Genomic DNA, 24,752 nt, shown 5'->3' on the forward strand with positions numbered 1-24,752 from the left:
AATATTACATAATGAAACTGACTAAACTCAATAGCAGCATCCTAATTGGATTAATCGCCATTATAGGAATCCTGATAGCCCAATTGCTTTGGACAAAAGAAGCTTTTACTATTGAAGAAAAAAAGTTCAGCCAAAGAGCACACATCGCCTTACTGGAAGTGGTCAAAAAATTATATCTTGGAACCAATCATGAACTTCCCGGTAAAAATCCTGTGAGCAAAATTTCTAATGATTATTATATTGTAAATGTTGATAACGATTTTGAACCCGAAATTTTAGAATTTTATCTCATATCAGAATTCCGAAAAATGAATATAACTACGGATTTTGAATATGCCATGTACAATTGTCAAAGCGACGAAATGGTTTATGGCAATTACATCTCACTATCCGAAAAGAAACAGACCAAACATTCTGTACATTTCCCCAAACACAAAAATTTTGTTTATTATTTTGCCATCCGATTTCCTAATGAAACTACATATCTGTTCAGCTCATTGCGGTTTTGGTTCGTACTTTCGATTGCATTAATTATCATTTTACTGGTCTATGTGTATTCAATTTTTACGCTTTTACAACAAAAAAAATACTCCGATTTACAGCGTGACTTCATCAATAATATGACCCATGAATTTAAAACTCCCTTGTCTTCCATACTAATTGCCTCCAATTACCTCATCAAGCAAAATCCAATTCTGCAAGATGAAAAACTGGAAAAGTACACCCATATCATTATTGACCAAAGCAACAAATTAAACCAACATATCGAGAAAATTTTAGCGGTTGCAAAATCTGATAATGCTCCTTTAGTGTTAAACAAAATTCAGCTGAATGTTTTACCAATTTTAGAATCTGTAATTGAAAACATTAAGCTAAAACATCCCGAAACCCAAATCGAAATTAAAACCGATTTAGCTTCCATCACTATTGAAGCTGACGAATTTCATTTCACCAATTTAGTTTATAATCTGCTGGATAATGCAATCAAATACTGTGAAAATAAACCCGAAATTAGTATTGCTATTGCAAAAATTGGAAAGCATTTGCAATTAAACTTTACTGACAACGGCATTGGAATCTCCCCAAAAAACATCCCCTTTGTATTTGATAAATTTTACAGAGTACCGAGTCAAAAAAGCAATGAAGTAACTGGGTTTGGACTAGGTTTATACTATGTCAAGAAAATTTGTGATCTTCATCATTGGAAAATAACTGTAAAATGTAATCTAGAAAAAGGTTGTGCCTTTTCACTACTAATTCCACAAAATTAATGAGTACTGTTCGAATATTATATACCGAAGACGATGCAACCTTAGCATTCCTGACCAAAGATAATTTGGAACAAAATCACTATGAAGTGACGCATTGCGAAGATGGAAAATCTGGTTTTGAAGCTTTCAAAAAGGGAGCTTTTGATATTTGTATTTTGGATATAATGATGCCAAAAATGGATGGATTTGAATTGGCAACCGAAATCAGGAAACTAGATACCGATGTTCCGATAATATTCCTCTCTGCCAAAACCCTGAAAGAAGACCGCATTAAAGGTCTCCGACTGGGAGCCGATGATTATCTCGTAAAGCCTTTTAGCATCGAAGAATTACTCCTTAAAATTGAAATATTTTTGAGGCGCTCCCGTAAAAATAATGCGGTTGACAAATCAATTTATGAAATTGGAAAATACCAATTCGACACCAAAAATTTCATCCTTTTTAATGAAACCGAAAAGATAACTCTCACCCAACGTGAAGCCGATCTCTTAAAATTATTTCTGGACAATAAAAATGTAGTTTTAAAACGGGAGCAAATCCTAACCTCTCTTTGGGGTGACGATGATTATTTTATGGGACGCAGTCTTGATGTTTTTATTTCCCGTCTTCGCAAAATTTTGGCAAACGAAAAAGGAATTGCTATTGAGAATTTACATGGTATTGGATTTAGGTTTACTGTAAAATAAAAAAACCACCCTCATCAGGTGGTTTTTCAATTCTTATAAAAACTACAAAGGAATATTCCCGTGTTTTCTATCAGGAGTTACACTTACTTTATTCTCCAGCATACTAAACGCTTTTATCAGTTTGCGTCTTGTGTCCTGCGGAAGGATAACCTCATCTACAAAACCGCGTTGTGCTGCTGTGTAAGGATTAGCAAATAACTCGGCGTACTCAGCTTCTTTTTCTAGAAGTTTGGCTTCGTGGTCTTCGGCATCGTGGATTTCTTTTTTGAAGATAATTTCAGACGCGCCTTTAGCTCCCATTACGGCAATTTCTGCAGTAGGCCATGCAAAATTCATATCGGCGCCAATGTGTTTAGAATTCATTACATCATAAGCACCACCATACGCTTTACGGGTGATTACGGTTACTCTTGGCACCGTAGCTTCGCTTAATGCGTAAAGCAATTTTGCTCCGTGAACAATAATTCCGTTCCATTCTTGGTCAGTTCCTGGCAAAAAGCCCGGTACATCCACCAATACCAATAACGGAATATTAAACGCATCGCAAAAACGAGTAAAACGCGCTGCTTTTATCGAACTGTTTACATCCAGACAACCCGCCAAAAACATTGGTTGGTTGGCTACAATTCCTATACTTCTACCTCCCAATCGGGCAAAGCCCACGAGGATGTTTTCGGCATAGTTTTTATGGATTTCAAAAAACGAATCTTCGTCAATAATCCCTCCGATTACACTGTGCATATCGTAAGGCTTATTCGGATTATCCGGAATAATATCAGCTAATTGCAAACGCACCTCATCTTTAAGCTCATAAGGCAAATTATGTGCAGTTTCTTTGTTGTTTTGAGGCAAATAACTCAACAATCTCTTGAGGTCTTCTAGACAAACCACATCATTCGTCGAAGTGCAATGTGCCACACCCGACTTGGTAGAATGCGTACTCGCCCCTCCCAATTCCTCCGAAGTTACGGATTCGTTAGTCACGGTTTTCACCACATTCGGACCTGTAACAAACATATAACTGGTGTCTTCAACCATCATAGTAAAATCGGTCATAGCTGGAGAATACACAGCTCCACCGGCGCAGGGTCCCATAATCGCAGAGATTTGCGGAATTACACCACTGGCTTGTACATTTCTGAAGAAAATATCAGCATATCCACCCAGTGAACGAACTCCTTCCTGAATACGTGCTCCACCCGAATCATTCAGTCCAATCATAGGCGCACCCATTTTGACAGCCATGTCCATGATTTTACATATTTTCTCTGCGTGTGTTTCGGAAAGCGAACCTCCAAAAACCGTGAAATCCTGAGCAAAAATATAAACCAATCTTCCATTGATGGTTCCGTATCCCGTGATAACACCATCACCGTAATACATTTCATTTTCCATCCCAAAATCGGTAGTTCGGTGTGTTACCAACATCCCGATTTCTTCAAAAGAACCTTCATCCATCAAATAATTGATTCGCTCTCTTGCAGTCAGCTTTTTGTTCGAATGCTGTTTCGCAATACGTTTTAATCCTCCACCCAAATGGGCTTCGGCAATTTTATCATTTAGTGTTTTTATCTTGTCTTGCATAATTTACTGAATTGGTAAGCGTACGATTTTTTGATCTTCAAAATACTGTTTCAATGCCACCAAAGCAGCAATTTCGGCTTCCTGAGCCATTTGGTTTTTCAATACATCAGCATTGTAATATTTCTTCACAAAATGTGTGTCGAATTTCCCCGAACGAAACGCCTCGTGTTCAAAAACAAATTTCCCGAAAGGCAAAGTTGTATAAACACCTTCCACTTGATAGTTTTCAATAGCTTTAATCATCAATTGAATTGCTTCTTCACGCGTTTGTCCGTAAGTGATTAATTTAGCCAACATCGGGTCATAATAAATCGGAATATCCATACCTTGTTCAAATCCGTTATCCACACGAATTCCTTCGCCAATTGGCAATTGATACACATCTAAATGCCCTACACTAGGCAAGAAATCATTCATCGGGTCTTCGGCATAAACACGCAATTCCAATGCGTGACCTTTTATTTTCAAGTCTTCTTGTTTAATGGATAATGCTTCCCCCCTTGCCACTCTAATTTGCAGTTCAACCAAATCAGTACCGGTAATCAATTCCGTAACAGGATGTTCTACCTGCAAACGGGTATTCATTTCAAGGAAATAGAAATTATTGTTTTCGTCCAATAAAAACTCAACTGTTCCTGCTCCAAGGTAATCACAGGATTTAGCCACCAAGACAGCTGCCTCACCCATTTTCTTACGCAATTCCGGCGTTAAAACAGCCGAAGGGGCTTCCTCTACCACTTTTTGGTGACGACGCTGAATACTACATTCTCTTTCAAACAAATACAAAATATTTCCGTGACTGTCTGCCATCACCTGAATTTCGATATGTCGTGGAGAAGCCACATACTTTTCGATAAAAACCGAACCATCACCAAACGCAGCAACTGCTTCACTTATGGCACGATTCATTTGAGACTCAAAATCAGCTTCGCTTTCTACCACACGCATTCCTTTTCCTCCACCTCCAGCCGAAGCTTTAATCAAGATAGGAAAACCAATTGTTGTTGCGGCTTGCTTTGCTTTTTCGATATCGGTAATCGCTTCGTCGATACCGGGAACCATCGGGATATTGTATGCTTTTACAGCATCTTTGGCAGCCAGTTTACTTCCCATAATTTTAATGGCTTTCGACTTAGGACCTATAAAAATGATATTATTTTTCTCTGCTTCTTCGGCAAAATCAGCATTCTCACTCAGGAAACCATATCCTGGATGAATCGCATCAACGTTCAAAGATTTGGCCACTTCAATAATTTTACTTCCCAACAAATAAGATTGGCTAGAAGGTGCTTCTCCAATCCAAACTGCTTCATCAGCAAATTTTACGTGAGGTGCATTTCTATCGGCTGTAGAATAAACTGCCACGGTTTTAATGCCCATTTTTTGTGCGGTTTTCATCACCCTAATGGCGATTTCTCCTCTATTGCCAACTAATATTTTCTTCATAATTTTATTCGAATTCAATTAACAACTGCCCTTTGTCTACGGCATCTCCCGTGCTCACCGAAATGGATTTGATCACACCATCACGAGGCGAAAGAAAACTGTTCTCCATTTTCATGGCACCAAGAATAATTAGGTTATCATTTTCTTTCACGATTTGCCCGACAACGACACTAATCTCCAAAATTAATCCCGGCATAGGTGCTTTGATCGCGTTAACCTGTTTGGTCAACCCAACTTCGAACCCCATTTCCTTGATCAAAATATCCAAAGGATTCGAAATCTCCACCCTATAATTTGTATTGTTTACCTTAACCGTATAGCTTTTATGATTGAAATCCGAAGTGATGATTTCCGCTTTATAAGGTAAGTTTTGATGCAGTATATGAAATTCATTTACTCCCGTAGGTATTGCATCCAGTTGAGAAATACTTTCCTTTTCAAAATCAAAATGGAAAGCATCGTTTACAGTTACTTTGTAATTATCACTCATTCTTGGTCTTTTTAGGGGAGTAAAAGTATGAAAAGAAAACGTTTTCGTAAACAAAAAAACAAATTCTAGATAAAATCGTCTGAAGAGCAACAATTAGGGCGTGCCTCCAGTAGAAAATGGCCCTACTTTACTTTGCGCATATACGGCCCATTCTCTACTGGAGTCGGGCTATCCATGCTACTTCGGTAGCTTATTTCTATCCCTCACGCAAACTCGTTGAACCAGAAAGTTAAGTGGTAAAATTGGACTTTACATTAAAAGATAAAAAATCCGTGATAATCAGTTTCATCCGTATAATCTGTGGCCAATTCAAAGTATGCTACAACACCAACAATCCAAATTCTCTCAAAGTATTCACAGGTTTTGAATACCAAAACAACTCAAAATCTTCTAGCTGTAGTTCAAAATCGGTTTTTACTTCCTGAAAAGAATAAGTTTTCACATTCGAAACTGAGATTTTCTGAAGCATTTCAACAAGCCATTCTCCTTCCGTTTTATTGGTCTGAATAGTGAAGCTTTCTTTTTTGTCGTGAAAAGTCAAAGCCATCATTTCCCAAGAATTACCTTTTTTGGATTTGGTAAATGTTTCAATTGATGGTTTTCCTCCCAGCCAAACAATTTTGGCGGTAGGTTTAATATTAAAATTAGTTTCTTCCTGCAAGGCATCAAAAATAAAATCAGAACTTATTTTTGTCTTCGGAATTTTGAAATCAAACCAATCCTGCAATTCATAGTCAAAGCAAATGCCGTGCATAAAATTGAACAGCGATTTCTTGAGTCCGAAACTAAATTTATCATGATCGATTCCTGTTGAATCAACAAAATTAATATCATTATTAGCAAATGTCCCTATGGCTTCCGTTTCTTTAACGGCACCAAATTGCTCTGGGAACATTCCCACTGGGCTGTGAGCCGTCATCGCAAACTGATGCCAAAACCCAGACTGCAATACACCTGCTTCAAACAACTGTCGTACCATTTCGAGGCTATCCACTGTTTCTTGAATTGTTTGTGTTGGGTAACCGTACATCAAATACGCGTGAACCATAATGCCCGCTTCGGTAAAATTGCGAGTAACTTTCGCTACTTGTTCTACCGTTACGCCTTTGTCAATCAGTTTTAACAATCTGTCCGAAGCTACTTCTAGCCCACCCGAAACGGCAATACAACCCGAAGCCTTTAGCAACAGGCACAAATCTTGGGTAAAGCTTTTCTCAAACCGAATGTTTGTCCACCACGTAACTGCCAATTTTCGGCGAAGGATTTCGAGTGCCAAAGCGCGCATTAATGCCGGAGGTGCAGCTTCATCTACATAATGAAAACCGGTTTCACCCGTTTGGGCAATCATTTCTTCCATTCGATCGCACAACAAACTAGCCGCAACAGGTTCGTAAACCTTGATGTAATCTAGAGAAATATCGCAAAATGTACATTTTCCCCAGTAACAACCGTGCGCCATGGTGAGCTTATTCCAGCGTCCGTCACTCCACAAACGGTGCATCGGATTCACAATTTCGATAACCGAAATGTATTTATCCAGAAGCAAATCCGAATAATCGGGCGTTCCCACTTGGGATTGTTTGTAATCCGGTTTAGTGGAATTATTTTTATAAACCACTTTTCCATCTTCAAGTAAAAATGTTCTTTTATAGGTTCTAGTCTCCCCTCCTTCGGAGGGGTCGGGGGAGGATAATTCTTCAATTGGAGTTTCGCCATCATCCAAAGTGATATAATCGAAAAACTCAAAAACACGTTCATCCGAAAGTGAACGTAATTCTGTATTCGGGAAACCGCCACCCATCGAAATCTTGATATTCGGATAGTGTTTTTTCACCCATTGTGCAGAACGAAAAGCTGAGTATAAATTCCCAGGAAACGGAACCGAAATCAAGAATAAAGTCGGCTGAATCGTTTCGATTCTCTCTTTCAAAATCGAAAGCAGAATATTATCTATATAAGTCGGTTCTTGTTGCAAAGCTTCATACAATTCATCAAAAGAATTGGCACTACGCCCCAATCTTTCTGCATAACGACTGAAACCGAAATTTTCATCGACACATTCCACTATAAAATCCGAAATATCCTCAAGATACAAAGTTGCCAAATGTTTGGCTTTGTCCTGCGTTCCCATTGTTCCAAAAGCCCAATCAAGTTCTTCCAATTGTGCAAATCTTGAAGCTTCCGGCAAGAAATCTTCCTGACATATTTGGAGCGCCAAAGTTGGATTCTTCCCCTGTAAAAACGCAATAACCGAATCAATGGTTTTGATGTATTCGTCCTGTAAAGCTAGAATTCGTTGAGCGTTTGTAGTTTTTGGTTTATTGTTTATTGCTGCTTGGCCAAAGATCCCTTCCAATCCTTCTTTCGAAAACAATTTCAAAATCACTTCTATACCCAAATCTGCCTGAACTGATTCGATATTTTTGGTATTCAGAAACCCTTTGATATAAGCCGTCGCTGGATAAGGTGTATTCAGTTGGGTAAACGGAGGCGTGATGAGGAAAAGTTTTGGTTTCAAAAGTGAGAATGTTTTTGTGCAAAAATAAGGGATATTTTTAGTTTCTCTCCATAAAAGCGAATTGTAACTTTTCTGTTTTTTAATTTATACCGAAATAAAAATAGAATTAGATACTTTGTAAAGATTTAAATACATTTACAAAATCATTAAAAACCGCCTCTAGTGAACTTAAAATTACTCTTCTTTATAGCATTAATTACCATTTCTTCATTTGCCCAAAATAAAAACAAAACCATTGGTTTTAAAGAAAATAAAGGTCAGATTATAGATCAAAAAGGCAAGCCTAACAATGCCGTAAATTACCTTTTAAATTCTGGTGGATTGAATGTTCAACTGAGAAAAAATGGCTTTTCGTATGATGTTTATGAAGCAAAAAAACATCCTATCAATCATTCTCATAACGAAAAGAAAAAACCTTTGCCATTTCCTTCAAAAGACAATGATAAACTTCCTGACTATACTTTAGAATACCAATTTCACAGAATTGACATTGATTTTGTAAATTCAAATCCAAAGGTAGAATTGACAACCGAAGAAAAATCTTTGGACTATGACAATTACTATAATATCCCCAACAAACCCGAAGGAGTTTTGATGGTGTATCAATACAAACAAATAACCTATAAAAACATTTATCCGAATATTGATGTCGTTTTTTTTGTACCAAAAGATACTTTAAAAACAGTAGAATACAATTTTGTAGTTCATCCAAAAGGAAAAATATCAGATATTCAATTAAAATTTAGCGGAGCCCAAACGGAATTGGTTGATAATAAAATTAGAATGAATGTACGTTTTGGCAAAATGGAAGAAACCCTTCCCGACAGTTGGACTGAAGAAAGAGAACTTAAAAAGGAGATTGCTGTAGGTTATACTAAAATCAAGAAAAATGTTTATGGTTTTGAAAGTGCTGAAAATGTTTCTGACAAAACGTTAATTATTGACCCTGTGCCTATTAGACTTTGGGGAACTTATTATGGCGGAGAAAGTATGGATGATTCATCATCCATATTTGTAAAAGATGGATTTATATATTGGGCAGGAGAAACCCAAAGCGCTAACAACATTGCGTCAATTGGCTCATATCAAGATTATTATACATCAAATGGCATTTCTGATGCATTTTTCACTAAGCTTAATTCAGATGGTACAAGAGTTTGGGGAACATATTACGGAGGAAATAATGAGGATGGAATTTCTCAAATCAAAGTTTCAAATAATGATAACATTTATATAGCTGGCACAAGTCGAAGTATTACAAACATATCTACATCCAGTAGTTATCAGCCTATTAAAAGTGATTACTCTGATGCGTATTTGGCAAAATTTGACACTAATGGCATCCGGCAATGGGGAACTTATTATGGCGGATTAAGTAATGACAAATTTTATTCAATTATGATTGATTCTGATGAAAAAATATATGTTTCTGGCGACACAGGTAGTAAGGAGAATATTACATCAAATGGAGCATTTCAACCTAATTTTTTAACTACCATTACAGACAATTCGGGCGGTTTAGTATACAATGGCATGATTGTCAAATTTGATGCTGACGGAAATCGAATATGGGGAACCTATTATTATCCAGGAACTATTTTTGATTCAAAAATAAATGCTAATGGAGAATTATTTTTTTTAGGGACGTCTTTAGATTTTTCTTTACCAAAATCAGATTGGAAAAGAAAAGGGCTATTAATTAAACTTGATCCAAACGGGAACAAAATATGGGATACGTTTTTTGGAGGTAATAACGACGATGCTTTTTTTAACCTTGGAGTCGATATAAACAACAACCTATATTGTTCTGGGGATACTGATAGTAATTCTGGTATTGCAAGCAGTGGAGTTTTTCAAGAAAATTATATTCAAAATTCTATATCTAAAAGTGGTTGTATATTTAAATTTAATCCGAATGGAGTTAAAATTTGGGGATCTTATTTTTTTCCAGAAACACTTGGAGCGTCTGTTTCTAAAAATGGTGACATTTATTTTACTGGAAGAGCAGAAAATGGTTTTCTTCCTACTCCAAATGCATATCAAGAAATTAGAAATCCATTAGCGGATTCTTATTTAGTGAAATTTAATACAAATGGGCAAAGAGTATGGGCAACGTATTATGCTGGAGAAGGTGCTGATAATGCACATATCACAACAGTAGATGATGATTCATATATCTATTTGTCAGGCATGACGAATAGCACTATAAATATAGCTTCAACAAACACTTATCAATCAAACCTTTACCCTCGTAGCGCAAGTTATCTACCAAACGTAGCAGATGCTTTCTTAGTCAAATTTAAAGACTGTTTTTCCTTGTAACAGCCTCTTCCAACTCTCCAATCTGTATTGGAAAATCTCTTCAACTAAAAGCATCTGGAGGAACAAATTACGCATGGACAGGACCAAACGGTTTTACATCAACAGATCAAAACCCAACAATACCAAATGCAACAGCTATCAATAGTGGTCAATACAGTTGCAATATTACTGGAACTGGTGATTGTGATGGAGTTCTTACTGTCGATGTTATTGTTCGTGATACAGTTCCTCCCATTCCCGACCTCGTAGCTCTACCAACAATTACAGGAGATTGCCATACAGCATTAACAATAATCCCAACTGCAACAGATAATTGTGTAGGAACAATTACTGCAACAACTGTAAGCCCTCTTTCTTATGGTTTGCCCGGAACTTATACTGTAATTTGGGATTATAATGATGAGAATGGAAATATCTCACATCAAAACCAAACCGTTACAATTACCAATCAACCACTACCAACAGCTACTTCCCCACAAACCTTCTGCATTCAACAAAATGCAACTATAGACGATATTGCAATAACAGGACAAAACATAAAATGGTATAACCAGTTAACAACCGGAAATCTTTTATTAAATACAGTTCCTCTTCAAAACGGTACAATCTATTATGCTTCGCAAACAATAAACGGTTGTGAAAGCGAAAGAATTCCTGTTACTGTAACTATTCAAAATACACTGGCTCCAACAGGAGACACTTCTCAAAGTTTTTGCGCAAGTCAAAATCCCTCTTTGAGCAATCTTATAGTTGTTGGAACAACCATAAAATGGTATGACAGTGCAACCCTAGGTAATCTTTTGACTGATAACACTCCTTTAGTCGATGGTAAAACCTATTTCGTAACACAAACCGAAAACAATTGTGAAAGTTCCAATAGAATGGCAGTAACGGCTTCTCTAATCAACTCTTTGCCTGCCAATGATTATGACTTCTCTATATGTGATGATTTGAATGACGGTGCAGAATATGTAAAACTGGAAGACTTTAATTCTTATTTAATTTCAAACACTGCCAACTATAATTTCGGTTATTATCCGTCTCTTTCAGATGCCGAGAATGAAGTAACTAGTAATAAAATCACAACAGCTTTCAATTACAAATTAGCATTGGGAGAAAATAGAATCTACATCAGAATCAATTCAAACACACCATGCTATGCGATAGCTGTTTTAAGAATTTCTCTTTTTCCAAAACCAATTATTCCTATTGAAGATATTGTGCCTATTTGCGAAAACAAAAGTATTTTGATAGATGCCGGTTCTGGTGCCGACAGTTATTTATGGTCTAATGGAAAAAATACACAAACCATTAACATAGATAATCATGGAGATTTATCGGTAACTGTTACCAAAACTTATGGTACTCTTTCTTGTTTTAGTGACAAAACATTTACGGTAAAAACATCCAATATTGCCAAAATAACTTCAATAGAAACCAAAGACTGGACAGACAATGACAACTCAATTACGGTTTTTGTAACTGGAGCTGGAGATTTTGAATATTCAATTGACGGAACTAATTACCAAAACAGCAACCAGTTCTCGGGTATAAACAGTGGCGATTATACAGTACATGTAAGAGACAAAAATGGCTGTGGCACAGCAACAGAGGAAGTTTATTTATTAATGTACCCTAAGTTTTTTACTCCAAACGGAGATGGATTCAACGACACTTGGAAAATTAAATCTTCAGAGACTGAAAAGGATTTAACGCTAAAAATATTCGACCGATTTGGAAAATTACTAAAAGAATTAAATTCCAATTCTAATGGCTGGGATGGAACTTACATTGGACAAACCCTACCCGCTACCGATTATTGGTTTGTGGCTACACGAAAAAACGGAAAAGAATATAAAGGCCATTTTAGCTTGAAGAGGTAAAACTGTCATAAACACAAAAAGCCCAATAAAATGAGCTTTTCACGTGTAATATAAATTCAGTTTCACTTCACTTGAACCAAGATCCATTTGGAAATTTCCTCTAAAGCTACTGGTGAAAATGTCTGTTCAATCGTTGCATACTCATCAGGAGAACCCGTTTTGGATTCCTGAAAGAGATGATTTAGATTGGACAACTTCTTAGTGGTTACGTTTTTATTTCCTCCTTTGGTAAGAGCTGCTTTGATGGCTTCGAGATTTACATCCGCTGGGACTTGTAAATCTTTTTCACCATTGAGAGCTAGGACTGGGCATTTTACTTTTTCTAAAGCTATTGTAGGATCTAATTTTAAAAAACTAACCAGCCAAGGGCTAGTAATTTGAGAGGAAAGTGCACTAATCTGGGTATCATTGGCACTATCACCTAACTTTGATTTTAGATAACCAAAGGCCTTGCTTTTTAGATTTTCATCATTTGCTGAGGAAGCTACAATAATATCATAAGCCCCTTTAAAAATTTCCTGCCCTTTTTTAATTTCATTTTCTGAAATTCCCTTTTGACGTTCAATCATTTCTTTTTGCAAAAGCATCAATTGATCTCCGCGAAGTCCTGGTCCAGCCAATAATATAATGAATTTTACATCCTTCGAGTTCTGTGCAACAATAGGAGCAATTATTCCGCCCTCGCTATGACCTATTAATCCTATTTTATTTTTATCTATTTCTTTTCTAGTTTGCAGATAAGCAACACCAGCCCGAACGTCATTTGCAAAATCCAAAGTAGTTGCCATTTTATACTCTCCTGTAGATTTTGCAGTACCGCGGTCATCAAATCGTAGAACCGCAATACCTTTTTTTGTCAAATAATCTGCTAAAACTAAAAACGGTTTATGTCCTAATATTTCTTCATCTCTGTTTTGTGGGCCACTTCCGCTTATCAAAATCACAACTGGAAATTTGCCTTCTTTGCTAGGTAAACTTAACGTTCCTGCCAAAACATTTTTATCTGTTTTATTTTCGAAAGTGACATCTTCTGTATAATATGAATACGGTTTTTGTGGTTCTTGCGGTCTTTTTAGAATTTCTTTTTCTAGTTTTTCTTTAGACAAATTCAATGGAAAAGATTGACCACTTTGAGTAAAAGTACCAACAATCACATTATACTGATTTAGCTCCCCCTCAAAAACAATCCGGGCACTTGGAATCTCTAATTTTAGAGTAGCATTCTCAAATTTGGTTGTTGTAACGGGAATTCCTTTTGCTCCTTGGTCTGGACTATCCATCGTAGCACTGTATCCATTTTCACTTTTGCTTATATTAAAAACAAGTGCTAATTGTCCTCCGGGAACTTTTAAAAAACCATTCCATTGTCCCGTAATTTCTTGCCCGAACATTGTAAAAGACAACAAAATTGTCATTAAAAAAAATACTGCTTTCTTCATTTTATTTGATTTTATTTTTAAATTAAAATTGATGTGAAATACCTTGAAACCTTAGTTCTATTTTTCTTTTTTAGATGATGGCAAAAAGGCAAAATCTCTCCTCTAGCCCCGATAGCAGTGAAAATCCTTTGTGGCTGGGGTTCAGCCTACAAAGATTGCAACGGATAGCGGGACGATACTGGCAAAAATGCCAAATCTTTCTGCTTCAAATTAATGATCAAACTCGAGTTATACACTTTTCTTTTCTATTTCCTTAAACTTTATGTAAGAATACACAGTTGGGACTATTACCAAAGCAAGAACGAGGGAAATAAAGACAATAGTGAACGAATTATTGTCGAAAATCAATCCGCCCAATACGATTGCCAAGCCTCCAATGACCCAAAGTTTACCTGCAAAAATGTGGGTAAGTTTCCAAACTTCATTGTTTTCTAATGTCCATGGTGTGCGTATCCCGATGAAATAATTGGGCTGAATTACTTTGAAATAATTGCCCAACACTAAAAACAAAACCCCGATAATGATATAGATTAAATTAGGACTGGAAAAAGACTGATTCTTCGTAATAAAAATGATAAACAAAGCCAGCATTGACATGCATAAAACAAGAAAGAACTTCAATTGATAAAACTTCCCGCCCATTAAAGCGATTCTTTTTTTGGGATCAATTTTTGGGATAACAAGCAGTAAAACATACATCAAAACGGGCAGCATATATAGCAACCCAATCAAGGAAAACTTATCTCCCCAGTGGTCGACCTCGCCTTTGTAATTCCAATGCGTTGGGACTTTATCGGGCAATGCACTCCAAATAAAAGTCAGATAAATAAAAGGCATTAACACAATTCCAATAATAGGAAGTTCTTTCCTGAAAGTTGAATTCATTTTATTATTTTTTAAAAGTTAAAATCCACTGCAACACATCTTCCATTATAGTAGTGTTGATGGAATAGAAAATAAATTGTCCTGATTTTTCGGCAGTAATTAAATCGGCTCGTTTTAGAATATCCAAATGATGGGAAATACTTGGCTTCGACATATTGAACTGATCGGCGATTTCACCGGCTGATAAATCCTTTGTTTTCAAAAGCTCCAGTATTTCTCTCCTCGTGGCATCATTTAATGCTTTAAATATGTCATTCATAATTTAAAGTATTTATGTATTTAGACAAATGTCTAAATACTTTTTTATTCTGCCAAATATCTAACAACAATTTTCTTTGCAGTACACATCAAGCGTCAAAATCAAACACAGGGATTATGCCTGTATTTTAACACAAAATGATAACTTTATCCATAAAAAATAACATTTTAGTTATGTTTGTTTAAAAAAATTTACGTTATTGCGCGAAATTACACCACTACCAAACCACCAAAAACCACAATTCTTGAAAAGCCTAATTCAAAACATTAAAAAATCTGAAGATTCAGATGACTCTTTACTTTGGTCAAATTTAAAAGCGGGTGACGAAAAATCATTCTCATTACTTTTTGAAAAATATTATGCAGATTTAATTCGCTATGGTAATTCATTTTCTCCATTTAAAGAGAAAGTACAAGATTGCATACAAGATGTTTTTACAGATCTATGGATTTACAGACAATCAATAAGTGATTCAGTTGTTGTGAAAGCCTATTTATTATCTAGTGTACGCAAAAGAATTGCGCGATTAAATGAACGCGATTATATATTCATGAAAACTACCACAACTGATTCTATTGAATTTTTATTTGATTTCTCAATAGAACACCAACTTATCTCCGATGAGGAATCGGCTATAAAAGTAGTTCAACTAAATTCTTTCTTGAACAACCTACCCGCCCGTCAAAGAGAAGCACTATATCTTCGTTACCATCAAGGGCTTAGTGTGGAACAAATTGCTGAAATGCTTCAAATTAATTATCAATCTGCAAACAACCTATTACACAGAGCATTACTTCAACTCAGAAAAGAATGGAAAGGCAATCTCTCCCTATTATTACTACTTACTTCAACAACTTTTTAAATGTTTTTTATTTAATTTAAAAATAACACTAATTTAATGAGTATCTAATAAAGAAACTGTCCTCTATGTTCTTGTAAGCTAATTTTTTTATGCAAGAACGAAACAATTATACAGAAATAGAAGATTTCTTGAGCGACACCTCATTCCAGTTATGGGTTCGATCAAAAATAGATAATCAAGGTTGGGAAGAGTGGACTTTAGAAAATACAGATCGTGCTAAATTAGTAGAAGATTCAAGATTATGGCTATTGGCGATGACTGTTCACCATGAAGAAATCTCGACTAATACTATTCAATCAGGATTAGAATCCACTTGGAAAAAAATCAATAAAAAAGAAGAATTATTAGCCGAAGTAAAAATGCCTACACTAAAATTATGGCAAAAAAAATGGTTAAAAGGAGCCGCCGCGGTACTATTCTTTGGTTTTCTATCTAATTGGTTTTTCAGCAATCATTTTATTTCCACAAATTCAGACTCTACTTATAACAAAATCATAAAGGCAGATTACACTGAACTGGTTGAACAAACTAATTATTCACAAAAAGCACAAATAATAACCCTGTCTGATGGAAGTTCCGTTCTATTAAAACCAAATAGCAAACTGAGTTATCCTAAAATTTTTGAAGGTAACACTAGGAAAGTATTCCTTTCTGGAGAGGCCTTCTTTGAAATTAGCAAAAATCCAAAAAAACCTTTTTTTGTGTATGCAAATGAAATTGTTACCAAGGTTGTTGGAACAAGTTTTAGAATAAAAGCCTATGCCGATTTGCCAAATGTTGAAGTAATTGTTCGCACAGGCAAAGTTAAGGTAAGATCCAATCCAACAATAACAAATTCAAAAGAAAAAGAAATTGTATTGCTTCCCAATCAAGCACTGCGAGTTACTCGTAAAAATCTCACCTTCAATAAAATTACCGATATAACTCAAGATGAATCTTTTTTCCATACACAGGGAAATATTGAACAATTAAGCTTTGAATTTACTGACATACCTGTTGCTCAGATATTCAAAACCATTGAACAAGCTTATCTAGTTAATATCGACTTCCCACTAGAGAAATTAAAAAGTTGTCATCTTACGACTTCATTAATCGATCAACCTTTGCCCGAAAAATTAAAAATTATCTGTAAAAGTATTGGAAACAATACCAGTTACGAAATGAATGGAAACCAAATCATTATAACATCCCAAGGATGCAATTAAAAATCAAGCCTATGTGAAATTATTTTTGACTCAATAAAAAACGCCGAATATGCTGTAACACATTCGACGTTAAATTAATATCAAAAAGCTTTCTGTAAAAAGCATTTTTGGTACGTTTTTCAGAACACCCCTATAAAAAGTATTAATCAAAACAAAACCAAAATTATGAAAAAACCTGTTGTTAAACAACGATTACTCTTTCAAATCATGAAAATAACACTCTTTCAGATGGTATTGGCTTTTGTCTTCTCAACTGTTATGATGGCCAACAGTGCCAAAGGACAGAAAAAACTAGATACAAAAGTTACTATTTCCATAACCAACTTGAGTTTATCCAATGCGTTATCTAAACTTGAAAAATCTGCTAAAGTAAAATTTTCCTACAATTCAAGAATCACACAACTTAACCAAAAAGTGAACATTACTGCAAATAATGAAACACTTTCTGCAATTTTAAACGAAATACTTACACCTTTAAACATCAATTATTCTGAGATAAGTGATCAGATTGTTTTGCAAAAATCGCCTATAAACGATTCATCAAATCTTGATCTTTTGAACGCATTAAATTATAATTTAATTGCAAATCCTATCAAAGGTAAAGTAATTGACAATAACGGGAATGGGCTACCAGGAGCATCGGTATTTGTAAAAGGGACTAAAATTGCAACCTTAACCGATTTTGATGGAAGTTTCTCGATAGAAGTACCTTCTGGAAGTACAAAATTAGTAGTTAGCTATGTTGGCATGAAAACGAAAGAAGTTGATGTTACAGCTGATTTTATGACTATAACTTTATCTCAATTAGGACTAGATCTTAACGAAGTTATAATTACAACAGGTTATGAAAAAACCTCAAAAAGAACTTTTACAGGAGCTACAAGTAAAATTAGCGCTACCGAACTAAAGGTTGATGGTGTAGTTGATGTGAGCCGAATGATCGAAGGTAAGGCTGCAGGTGTAACAGTGCAAAACATTACAGGTACTTTTGGTACAGCTCCAAAAATTACAGTTCGTGGATCGTCTTCTATTTTTGGTGATACAAAACCATTATGGGTAATTGATGGTGTAGTCCAAGAAGACATCATCAATCTTTCCTTTGCTGATTTAGCTTCAGGAAATTCAGAGACTTTATTAAGTTCATCAATTGCTGGTCTAAATGCTAATGACATTCAAAGTATTGAAATTTTAAAAGATGCATCTGCAACTTCTATTTACGGTTCAAGATCGCTAAACGGTGTTGTTGTTGTTACTACAAAACAAGGAAGAAGAGACTCGCCTCTAAAAGTAACCTATTCATTAGAGCAAACCCTTAGAACTGTCCCAGAATATAGCCAATATGATATTTTGAATTCTCAAGAAACGATGAGTATTCTAAAAGAAATAGAAGGAAAAGGTTTTCTTGATTTGCCTTCAACTTTACAAGGAAGATATGGTGGCGTTTATAATTTATTAGGACAAGCAATAAACACTTACGTTCCAGCAACCGACAGTTACTTGGTAAAAAATGATCAGGCAAGTCGTAATCAATTTTTAAAAAAATATGAACTAGCCAATACGGATTGGTTCAATGTCCTATTTAGACCATCTATTACTCAAAACCATTCATTGAGTTTCTCGGGCGGTGGAAAAAACAACACTTTTTATGCTTCATTAGGTTATTATAATGACCCAGGATGGACAGTAGCTGATAAAGTCAATCAATTATCGTCAAATCTAAAAGGAACTTTTTATGTAAATGATAAACTAAACATAACGCTATCAACATTAGCCTCAGTAAGAGACCAAGAAGCACCTGGTAGTTATGATAGCGAAAAAGACGAAGTTTTTGGAAAAGTAACTAGAGATTTTGATATCAATCCTTTTAATTATGTTCTAAATACCAACAGAACGCTTAGACCGTACGATGAAAACGGAAATTTAGAATATTATAGAAACAACTGGGCTCCAATTAATATTTTGAACGAATTAGAAAACAATCGCATGGAGATTGAAGTAAAAGATATTCGTTTTCAAGCTGATTTAGACTATAAAATCAATAAGCATCTAACATATAATCTTACTGGATCGGCACGTTATGCCAATACAAGTCGCGAACATAAAATATTAGAAAAATCTAATGTTGTAGGTGCTTATAATGCAATGGAAACTACAATTGTTAGGGATGAAAACATCTTTCTATATCAAGATCCTAACGACTTAACTGCTCCAAAAGTTTCTGTGCTTCCAAATGGTGGTTTTTTAAGAAAGTATACTAATGATTTAACATCTTACAACCTTAGAAACAGTGTAAACTACAGAAATACATTTAACGATAAACATGAACTAGAAGGTTTATTTGGTACCGAATTGAGATCTGTAGATAGAAATAGTGATAATTTTACTGCTGCTGGATTACAATATGACAGAGGATTGACTGCTTTTACTGATCCTAGATTATTAGAAAAAATAATTAACGAGGGAGATTCTTATTATGACTTTAATGCAGAAAGAGAACGAACTGTTGGTTTTTTTGGAAAAGTAGGATATACTTATGATCGTCGCTATACTGGATCTATAACTGGTCGTTATGATGGATCGAACAGACAAGGAGATAGCGGATCATCAAGATGGCTACCAACTTATACGGTAAGTGGTAAATGGAATGTTATCGAAGAGGAGTTTATGAAAGAAGTTACTTCAATAACTAATCTAGCACTAAGAGGTTCCTATGGTTTAACAGCAACTGCAGGACCTGCTACAAACTCATTGGCTATCTATAAAAGCTTCATTACAGATCGTTTAAATTTATCTGATAGAGAGACAGGAATTGAAATCGAAGAGCTACAAAATAAAGATTTAACCTGGGAAAAACAATTTGAAACCAACATTGGAGTTGATCTTGGAATGTTTAATAACAGAATCCAATTTACTACAGATATATACAGCCGTAAAGCTTTTGACTTAGTAGATTTTGTAATCACATCAGGAATTGGTGGTCAAAGAATTAAGCAAGGTAATAATGCAAATATGGAAACCAAAGGTCTTGAAGTTGCCTTTACTACCAAAAACATTAATAATAAAGATTTTAAATGGTCTACTACTCTTAATTTCTCTATCTATAATCAAGAGATTACTAAACTCGAAAACAAACCAACAGCATTTGATTTGATCGAAGGAAATGGTGGAAATGCTATTGGACACCCAAGAAACTCATTGTATTCGTATCAATTTACAGGTTTAAATAATCAAGGTTTACCAACTTTTATTATGCCTAATGGAGAAACGGATCTTATTACAGGTGCTAATTTTCAAGACAATGACAATGTTACGGATTACTTAAAATACGAAGGATCTATTGAACCAAATAAATCTGTTGGTCTTGCCAATACTTTTACCTACAAAAATTGGTCACTATATGTTTTCATTGTTGGATCAGGAGGAAACAAAGTACGTTTAAACCCTGTTTACAGTAGCCAATACGATGATTTAACTGTTTTTACAAAAGACTTTACAAATCGTTGGATCAATCCTGGGGATGAAAACTTTACAAATATTCCTGTAATTGCCGACAAAAGACTAGCTGAAAATTATGGTGGTATTAGCCAGCTTGAAACGGCATATAATACCTATAATTATTCTGATGCACGTATTGCAGATGGCGATTTTGTAAGACTAAAAAACATTTCATTAAGTTGGGAATTTCCAACCGATTTGAAGAAAAAATTAGGTCTTAACACCTTTACATTAAGAGGTTCTGCAGTAAATCCATGGTTGATTTATTCTGATGAAAAATTGAACGGTCAGGATCCGGAATTTAGAAACACAGGAGGTGTAGCGTTTCCTGTAACAAGTCAATACACATTTGCCATAAATATTTCATTGTAATAATATATCATTATGAAAAACCTAAAAATAACTTTATCCCTATTAGTGCTTATAAGCATTACTAGCTGTGATGACTTTCTTTCAGAAACCCCAGACAACAGAACTCAAATAGATACTCCCGAAAAAATTTCAGAATTATTAGTAAATGCATATCCAAATGCCAACTATATGGATATTGCCGAAACTATGTCTGATAACGTTTTTGACAGTGGAGAACAATTTGGTAGTGCTCCTCTAAAAAACCTCCAAAGTTACAATTGGGAAATGCAAGATCAAACCGATATTGATACCCAAGCTGCATATTGGGATGCCTGCTATAGAGCCATTGCACATGCAAACAAAGCTCTAGAGGCTATTGAAGAACTTGGTAACACTACTGATCTTCAGCCGCAAAAAGGAGAAGCTTTACTAGCTAGAGCCTATGCACATTTCATGTTAGTTACACTTTGGTCTAATCGTTATAATCCTGCAACTGCAGATAAGGATTTAGGAATTCCTTATGTAACAGAACCCGAAGATGTTTTAATTAAAAAATACACTCGAAATACTGTCGCTGAAGTTTTTAGTTTAATTCAAAAAGACATAGAAGAAGGATTACCATATGTTTCTAATAACTATAAAGAGCCCAAATTTCATTTTAATAAAAATGCAGCAAAAGCATTTGCAAGTCGTTTTTATCTAATAAAAGGGGATTGGGATAAAGTTCTAGAAGTTTCTGCTGAATTGGGAGCTAACCCTGTTGGAAAACTTAGAGACTATGAATCCTATACGTTTGACGATTTTAATACACAACGTATTAGATATGCCAAAAGTGATGAAGCAACAAATTTATTAATAGCATCGCCATATTCTATCTACTCAAGAGCTACGTCAGCCAATAGATACTATCTATCTGGCGCAAGATCTGAAGAAATCATTGGTAGAGAAACCAATATTTTTAACAAAGACTGGTATTATTCTAATTACTCGTACAATGGATTCATAACTACTTTTGTACCAAAATATTACGAATATTTTAAATACACCAACACAACTGCTAACATTGGAGAACCCTATACAGCCATTGTCTTATTAAGCAATGATGAGTTTTACCTAAACCGTATCGAAGCACTTGTAATGAAAAACCAACTTGCAGAAGCAACTACTGCACTGGAATATTTTCTCGCAACAAGAACCGATGGTTATGACCCTGCTACCGATGTATTAACCGAACAAGACATTCTGGACAAATACCCTGTAATTGTTGATGAATTCACACCGTTTTATACATTATCAGCAACGCAAACATCCTATATAAAAGCAATTACAGAAACTCGTAGAAGAGATTTTATTCATGAAGGAATAAGATGGTTTGACGTAAAACGATTCAACATAGTAGTTGAACACGAACGTTACAATGAGCCTACTATTATTTTAGCAAAAGATGATAAACGAAGAGCCATACAAATTCCTCTTAGCGCATCAACAAATGGTGTTGAAAAAAATCCACGTTAACTATTATTCAAAAAACTATGAAAATAACAAAATACAGTCAAGTACTAGTACTTATGCTACTAATACTTACACTAGGGTCTTGTGCAACCGAAGATCACCTAACAGAAAGTCAATTAGATTATAGTCAACCTGTAAAAACAGAACTAGACAATTGGATAACGAGCAATTATCTGACACCTTACAATATTAATGTACAGTACAAATGGAACCAAAATACAGTCGACAACAATCGTTATTTATATCCACCACAAGTAGACTTGGTAAAAAATGCTTTAGAAATTGTTCAAAAAATTTGGCTGGATAGCTACAAAGCAATTGGAGGAAATGATTTTGTCAAAAAAATTGCTCCAAGAGAAATTGTTATGGTTGGAGGAGTAAATTTAAATACTGTTGGAACAGTGACACTAGGTCTGGCTGAAGGAGGACAAAGAGTTACCCTTTTTGAAACTGATTATGTAGATAGAACAAGTAGCGAAAGTGTTAAGCGTTTTATTCATACAATTCAACATGAATATATCCATATCTTAAATCAAACTAAACCTTTTGATGAAGAAGCTTGGGCAAAAATAACTCCAGTAGGATATACTGCAAGCTGGCATTTAACAACGACCTCGGATTCAAACGAACTAGGTTTCATAACAAGCTATTCCAGATCAAATATTAATGAAGATTTTGCAGAAACGGCTTCGTCAATGCTAGTATACTCATATGATGAATATGAAGCAATTATTGCTGGTATTAAAAGTCCAACAGCAGTAGCTGCATTAAGAGCTAAAGAAGCGCAAGTAGTTAAATACTTTAAAGAAGCTTTTGATATGGATTTTTATGCCTTAAGAAAACAGGCAGAAATTAATACTAATGCAATAATTAATTAAGCATTAATGAAACTTAGTATAAACAAGTACGTTTTACAGCATTAACTAAACAAAATATTATGAAAATAAAACCACTATTTAAGTTACTGATTCTTGCTTTTCTGGCAATACAATTGGTTTCTTGCGACAATAATGAAACGGAGCAAAAATTTGATCAAACACCAACCGAAAGATTAAATGCTCAGAAAACCGAATTAAACAACTTACTATTATCATCAGAGTATGGCTGGAAAGCTGTTTATTTCACAGACAACACACAATTAGGCGGTTATACTCATCTTTTTAAATTCAAAAATGGCGGACTAGTAGATATGGCCTCCGATTTTGATAGCGATACAGCTATCTATGGTAGTGAGTACCAAATTCAATTAGGAAGCACCGTGAGTCTTGTCTTTACTACAAAAAACAGAATCCATTTACTATCCGATTCAGATAGTTATCCTACAACTGCTCTCAGAGGAAAAGGATACAAGGGTGACTTTCAATTCTTGTATTATGGTCAGGAAAATGGTGAAATAATTTTCAAAACCAATAGAGATTTTATCGAACTTCATTTTGTAAAAGCTACTGCGCAAGACTGGGCTGATCTTCCTAAAAACATTGACATGATTGACAATGTGATTGGAGCTCCTACTCGACCACTTTTTAGATTACTAGAAACAAACGACGGTACTAAAATTAATCAATTTGACTTTAATTTTTCTGATGTGACTCGTTTTGCCCTTGCAAACTCTATAGAATCTGGGTCAAATATGAGCTATAATATGGGCATCGCTTATACTCCTACCGGTATTACAGTTAATCCTGCAGTACAAGTTGGTACCCAAAAACTAACCAACTTTATTTATGATGATGTAACAGGTGAATTTACTGCAACAGGAACGAATAATGTTACTGCAACAATAAAATATAGCGCCGCCCCATTAATAAAAACGGATGATTACAAAAAACTTTTGGATGGTGAACCTCAAACAGTATATGGCTATATTGCTGCCTACTTATCAACTGCGCCTACAAATTCTCCTTTATGTACTTCATTATTAAATGAAATTAATGCGACATTACCAGCAAACCAAAAATTGAGCAGGATTCAATTGTATTTCAATACTCCTTATGGTAATTATATTGAGTATCGATTCTCGGGAGGAAAACCAACAATTTATCATACAGTTTCAACCGTTGAAAATGCTGCAGATAAAACTATTGTTCTTATCAATGAATATTGGGATAATGGTGCTGCAATTATACCAGAACCTAAATTTTTAAAAGCTATTGATCAAAAACTATTAGACCCAGCAGGTTTATATGTTAAAAAAGAAGATTTTAAAATAAGATTTACGAATACTGTATATACTTTTACTAGTGCTTCAAGCCCATTTAGAATAACAACTTATGGACTATAGACACAAAACAATCAGATAGCTCAAATACTATTGTATTTTTAATCATTATTTTTTGAATTTTTATTATTTAAGTAATGATAGCCCGCCAAATAAGTTAGATTTTGCGGGCTTTTTTTTGTTTTATTGATAAACAATATCATCAAAAGGCATTAATAAAGAGGCAAATCAATTGAAATCAGAAATAATCAAAAAAACACTTAATTCATTTTTAAAATATGATAAAGAAATATATTACACCGATAAATGTTATTATCTCCCTATGT

Annotated in this window: 17 protein-coding genes; 10 read left to right on the plus strand and 7 right to left on the minus strand. The window is 34.9% G+C overall.

Annotation, left to right across the window (positions count from 1 at the left end; translation table 11 throughout):
- Nucleotides 1-11: 11 nt before the first annotated feature.
- Together B0E44_RS02270 and B0E44_RS02275 are read left to right on the plus strand one after the other, a co-directional pair.
- Nucleotides 12-1,271, plus strand: coding sequence for a sensor histidine kinase KdpD (locus B0E44_RS02270; protein ID WP_077370583.1), 1,260 nt, complete (start codon nucleotides 12-14; stop codon nucleotides 1,269-1,271).
- Complete coding sequence (locus B0E44_RS02275) at nucleotides 1,271-1,957, plus strand: response regulator transcription factor (protein WP_077370584.1); 687 nt, start codon at nucleotides 1,271-1,273, stop codon at nucleotides 1,955-1,957. Before B0E44_RS02270 ends, B0E44_RS02275 begins: the two co-directional genes overlap by 1 nt.
- Before the next feature lie 42 nt (nucleotides 1,958-1,999).
- Here B0E44_RS02275 and B0E44_RS02280 read toward each other — a convergent pair whose 3' ends face one another.
- The 4 genes from B0E44_RS02280 to B0E44_RS02295 form a co-directional block, all read right to left on the minus strand.
- Entirely contained in the window at nucleotides 2,000-3,541 is a 1,542-nt protein-coding gene (locus B0E44_RS02280; protein WP_077370585.1) for an acyl-CoA carboxylase subunit beta, read from the minus strand.
- A gap of 3 nt (nucleotides 3,542-3,544) precedes the next feature.
- The gene (gene accC / locus B0E44_RS02285) at nucleotides 3,545-4,987 is read right to left on the minus strand and encodes an acetyl-CoA carboxylase biotin carboxylase subunit (RefSeq protein ID WP_077370586.1); all 1,443 of its coding nucleotides are present in this window, start codon (nucleotides 4,985-4,987) and stop codon (nucleotides 3,545-3,547) included.
- A 4-nt stretch (nucleotides 4,988-4,991) separates the two neighbouring features.
- Nucleotides 4,992-5,477, minus strand: a complete 486-nt coding sequence (locus B0E44_RS02290; RefSeq protein WP_077370587.1) for an acetyl-CoA carboxylase biotin carboxyl carrier protein subunit — start codon at nucleotides 5,475-5,477, stop codon at nucleotides 4,992-4,994.
- Nucleotides 5,478-5,796: 319 nt separating this feature from the next.
- Nucleotides 5,797-7,995 (minus strand): radical SAM protein, encoded by a 2,199-nt coding sequence (locus tag B0E44_RS02295; RefSeq protein ID WP_077370588.1) that lies wholly within the window; start codon nucleotides 7,993-7,995, stop codon nucleotides 5,797-5,799.
- 162 nt (nucleotides 7,996-8,157) lie between these two features.
- Between B0E44_RS02295 and B0E44_RS02300 the strand changes: the two genes are divergently transcribed.
- Nucleotides 8,158-10,317: a hypothetical protein gene (locus B0E44_RS02300; RefSeq protein WP_077370589.1), complete on the plus strand. Its 2,160-nt coding sequence runs from the start codon at nucleotides 8,158-8,160 to the stop codon at nucleotides 10,315-10,317.
- Between the two features lie 362 nt (nucleotides 10,318-10,679).
- Nucleotides 10,680-12,200 carry a T9SS type B sorting domain-containing protein gene (locus tag B0E44_RS02305; protein ID WP_077370590.1) on the plus strand — a complete coding sequence of 507 codons (1,521 nt, stop codon included), beginning with the start codon at nucleotides 10,680-10,682 and terminating at the stop codon, nucleotides 12,198-12,200.
- A 62-nt stretch (nucleotides 12,201-12,262) separates the two neighbouring features.
- On the opposite strand, the gene B0E44_RS02310 is transcribed toward B0E44_RS02305, so the two are convergent.
- The 3 genes from B0E44_RS02310 to B0E44_RS02320 all read right to left on the minus strand — a co-directional run bounded on the left by B0E44_RS02310 (nucleotide 12,263) and on the right by B0E44_RS02320 (nucleotide 14,783).
- Nucleotides 12,263-13,639, minus strand: a complete 1,377-nt coding sequence (locus B0E44_RS02310) for a S9 family peptidase (RefSeq protein ID WP_077370591.1) — start codon at nucleotides 13,637-13,639, stop codon at nucleotides 12,263-12,265.
- 228 nt (nucleotides 13,640-13,867) lie between these two features.
- On the minus strand, nucleotides 13,868-14,524 hold the full coding sequence (locus B0E44_RS02315; protein WP_077370592.1) for an SdpI family protein: 657 nt from the start codon (nucleotides 14,522-14,524) through the stop codon (nucleotides 13,868-13,870).
- Between the two features lie 4 nt (nucleotides 14,525-14,528).
- Nucleotides 14,529-14,783: an autorepressor SdpR family transcription factor gene (locus tag B0E44_RS02320; RefSeq protein ID WP_077370593.1), complete on the minus strand. Its 255-nt coding sequence runs from the start codon at nucleotides 14,781-14,783 to the stop codon at nucleotides 14,529-14,531.
- A gap of 244 nt (nucleotides 14,784-15,027) precedes the next feature.
- Between B0E44_RS02320 and B0E44_RS02325 the strand changes: the two genes are divergently transcribed.
- From B0E44_RS02325 to B0E44_RS02350, 6 genes are all read left to right on the plus strand, one after another.
- Entirely contained in the window at nucleotides 15,028-15,645 is a 618-nt protein-coding gene (locus B0E44_RS02325; RefSeq protein ID WP_077370598.1) for an RNA polymerase sigma factor, read from the plus strand.
- 89 nt (nucleotides 15,646-15,734) lie between these two features.
- Complete coding sequence (locus B0E44_RS02330; protein ID WP_077370594.1) at nucleotides 15,735-16,850, plus strand: FecR family protein; 1,116 nt, start codon at nucleotides 15,735-15,737, stop codon at nucleotides 16,848-16,850.
- 165 nt (nucleotides 16,851-17,015) lie between these two features.
- Nucleotides 17,016-20,717, plus strand: coding sequence for a SusC/RagA family TonB-linked outer membrane protein (locus B0E44_RS02335; protein WP_174565122.1), 3,702 nt, complete (start codon nucleotides 17,016-17,018; stop codon nucleotides 20,715-20,717).
- A gap of 12 nt (nucleotides 20,718-20,729) precedes the next feature.
- Entirely contained in the window at nucleotides 20,730-22,211 is a 1,482-nt protein-coding gene (locus B0E44_RS02340; protein ID WP_077370595.1) for a RagB/SusD family nutrient uptake outer membrane protein, read from the plus strand.
- Nucleotides 22,212-22,228: 17 nt separating this feature from the next.
- The gene (locus B0E44_RS02345) at nucleotides 22,229-23,086 is read left to right on the plus strand and encodes a substrate import-associated zinc metallohydrolase lipoprotein (protein ID WP_077370596.1); all 858 of its coding nucleotides are present in this window, start codon (nucleotides 22,229-22,231) and stop codon (nucleotides 23,084-23,086) included.
- A gap of 59 nt (nucleotides 23,087-23,145) precedes the next feature.
- The gene (locus B0E44_RS02350) at nucleotides 23,146-24,489 is read left to right on the plus strand and encodes a DUF4302 domain-containing protein (protein ID WP_077370597.1); all 1,344 of its coding nucleotides are present in this window, start codon (nucleotides 23,146-23,148) and stop codon (nucleotides 24,487-24,489) included.
- The last annotated feature ends 263 nt before the right edge of the window (nucleotides 24,490-24,752 follow it).

Origin of the sequence: Flavobacterium sp. A45, from assembly GCF_002001005.1 — a bacterium.
In the GTDB taxonomy this organism is placed as follows: domain Bacteria; phylum Bacteroidota; class Bacteroidia; order Flavobacteriales; family Flavobacteriaceae; genus Flavobacterium.

What these genes read in the sequence shown, in the direction of transcription:
- B0E44_RS02270 (WP_077370583.1), top strand. Translation starts at nt 12, where the DNA reads ATGAAACTGACTAAACTCAATAGCAGCATCCTAATTGGATTAATCGCC.
- B0E44_RS02290 (WP_077370587.1), bottom strand. Translation starts at nt 5,477, where the DNA reads ATGAGTGATAATTACAAAGTAACTGTAAACGATGCTTTCCATTTTGAT.
- B0E44_RS02275 (WP_077370584.1), top strand. Translation starts at nt 1,271, where the DNA reads ATGAGTACTGTTCGAATATTATATACCGAAGACGATGCAACCTTAGCA.
- B0E44_RS02335 (WP_174565122.1), top strand. Translation starts at nt 17,016, where the DNA reads ATGAAAAAACCTGTTGTTAAACAACGATTACTCTTTCAAATCATGAAA.
- B0E44_RS02340 (WP_077370595.1), top strand. Translation starts at nt 20,730, where the DNA reads ATGAAAAACCTAAAAATAACTTTATCCCTATTAGTGCTTATAAGCATT.
- B0E44_RS02320 (WP_077370593.1), bottom strand. Translation starts at nt 14,783, where the DNA reads ATGAATGACATATTTAAAGCATTAAATGATGCCACGAGGAGAGAAATA.
- B0E44_RS02330 (WP_077370594.1), top strand. Translation starts at nt 15,735, where the DNA reads ATGCAAGAACGAAACAATTATACAGAAATAGAAGATTTCTTGAGCGAC.
- B0E44_RS02350 (WP_077370597.1), top strand. Translation starts at nt 23,146, where the DNA reads ATGAAAATAAAACCACTATTTAAGTTACTGATTCTTGCTTTTCTGGCA.
- accC (WP_077370586.1), bottom strand. Translation starts at nt 4,987, where the DNA reads ATGAAGAAAATATTAGTTGGCAATAGAGGAGAAATCGCCATTAGGGTG.
- B0E44_RS02315 (WP_077370592.1), bottom strand. Translation starts at nt 14,524, where the DNA reads ATGAATTCAACTTTCAGGAAAGAACTTCCTATTATTGGAATTGTGTTA.
- B0E44_RS02310 (WP_077370591.1), bottom strand. Translation starts at nt 13,639, where the DNA reads ATGAAGAAAGCAGTATTTTTTTTAATGACAATTTTGTTGTCTTTTACA.
- B0E44_RS02345 (WP_077370596.1), top strand. Translation starts at nt 22,229, where the DNA reads ATGAAAATAACAAAATACAGTCAAGTACTAGTACTTATGCTACTAATA.
- B0E44_RS02280 (WP_077370585.1), bottom strand. Translation starts at nt 3,541, where the DNA reads ATGCAAGACAAGATAAAAACACTAAATGATAAAATTGCCGAAGCCCAT.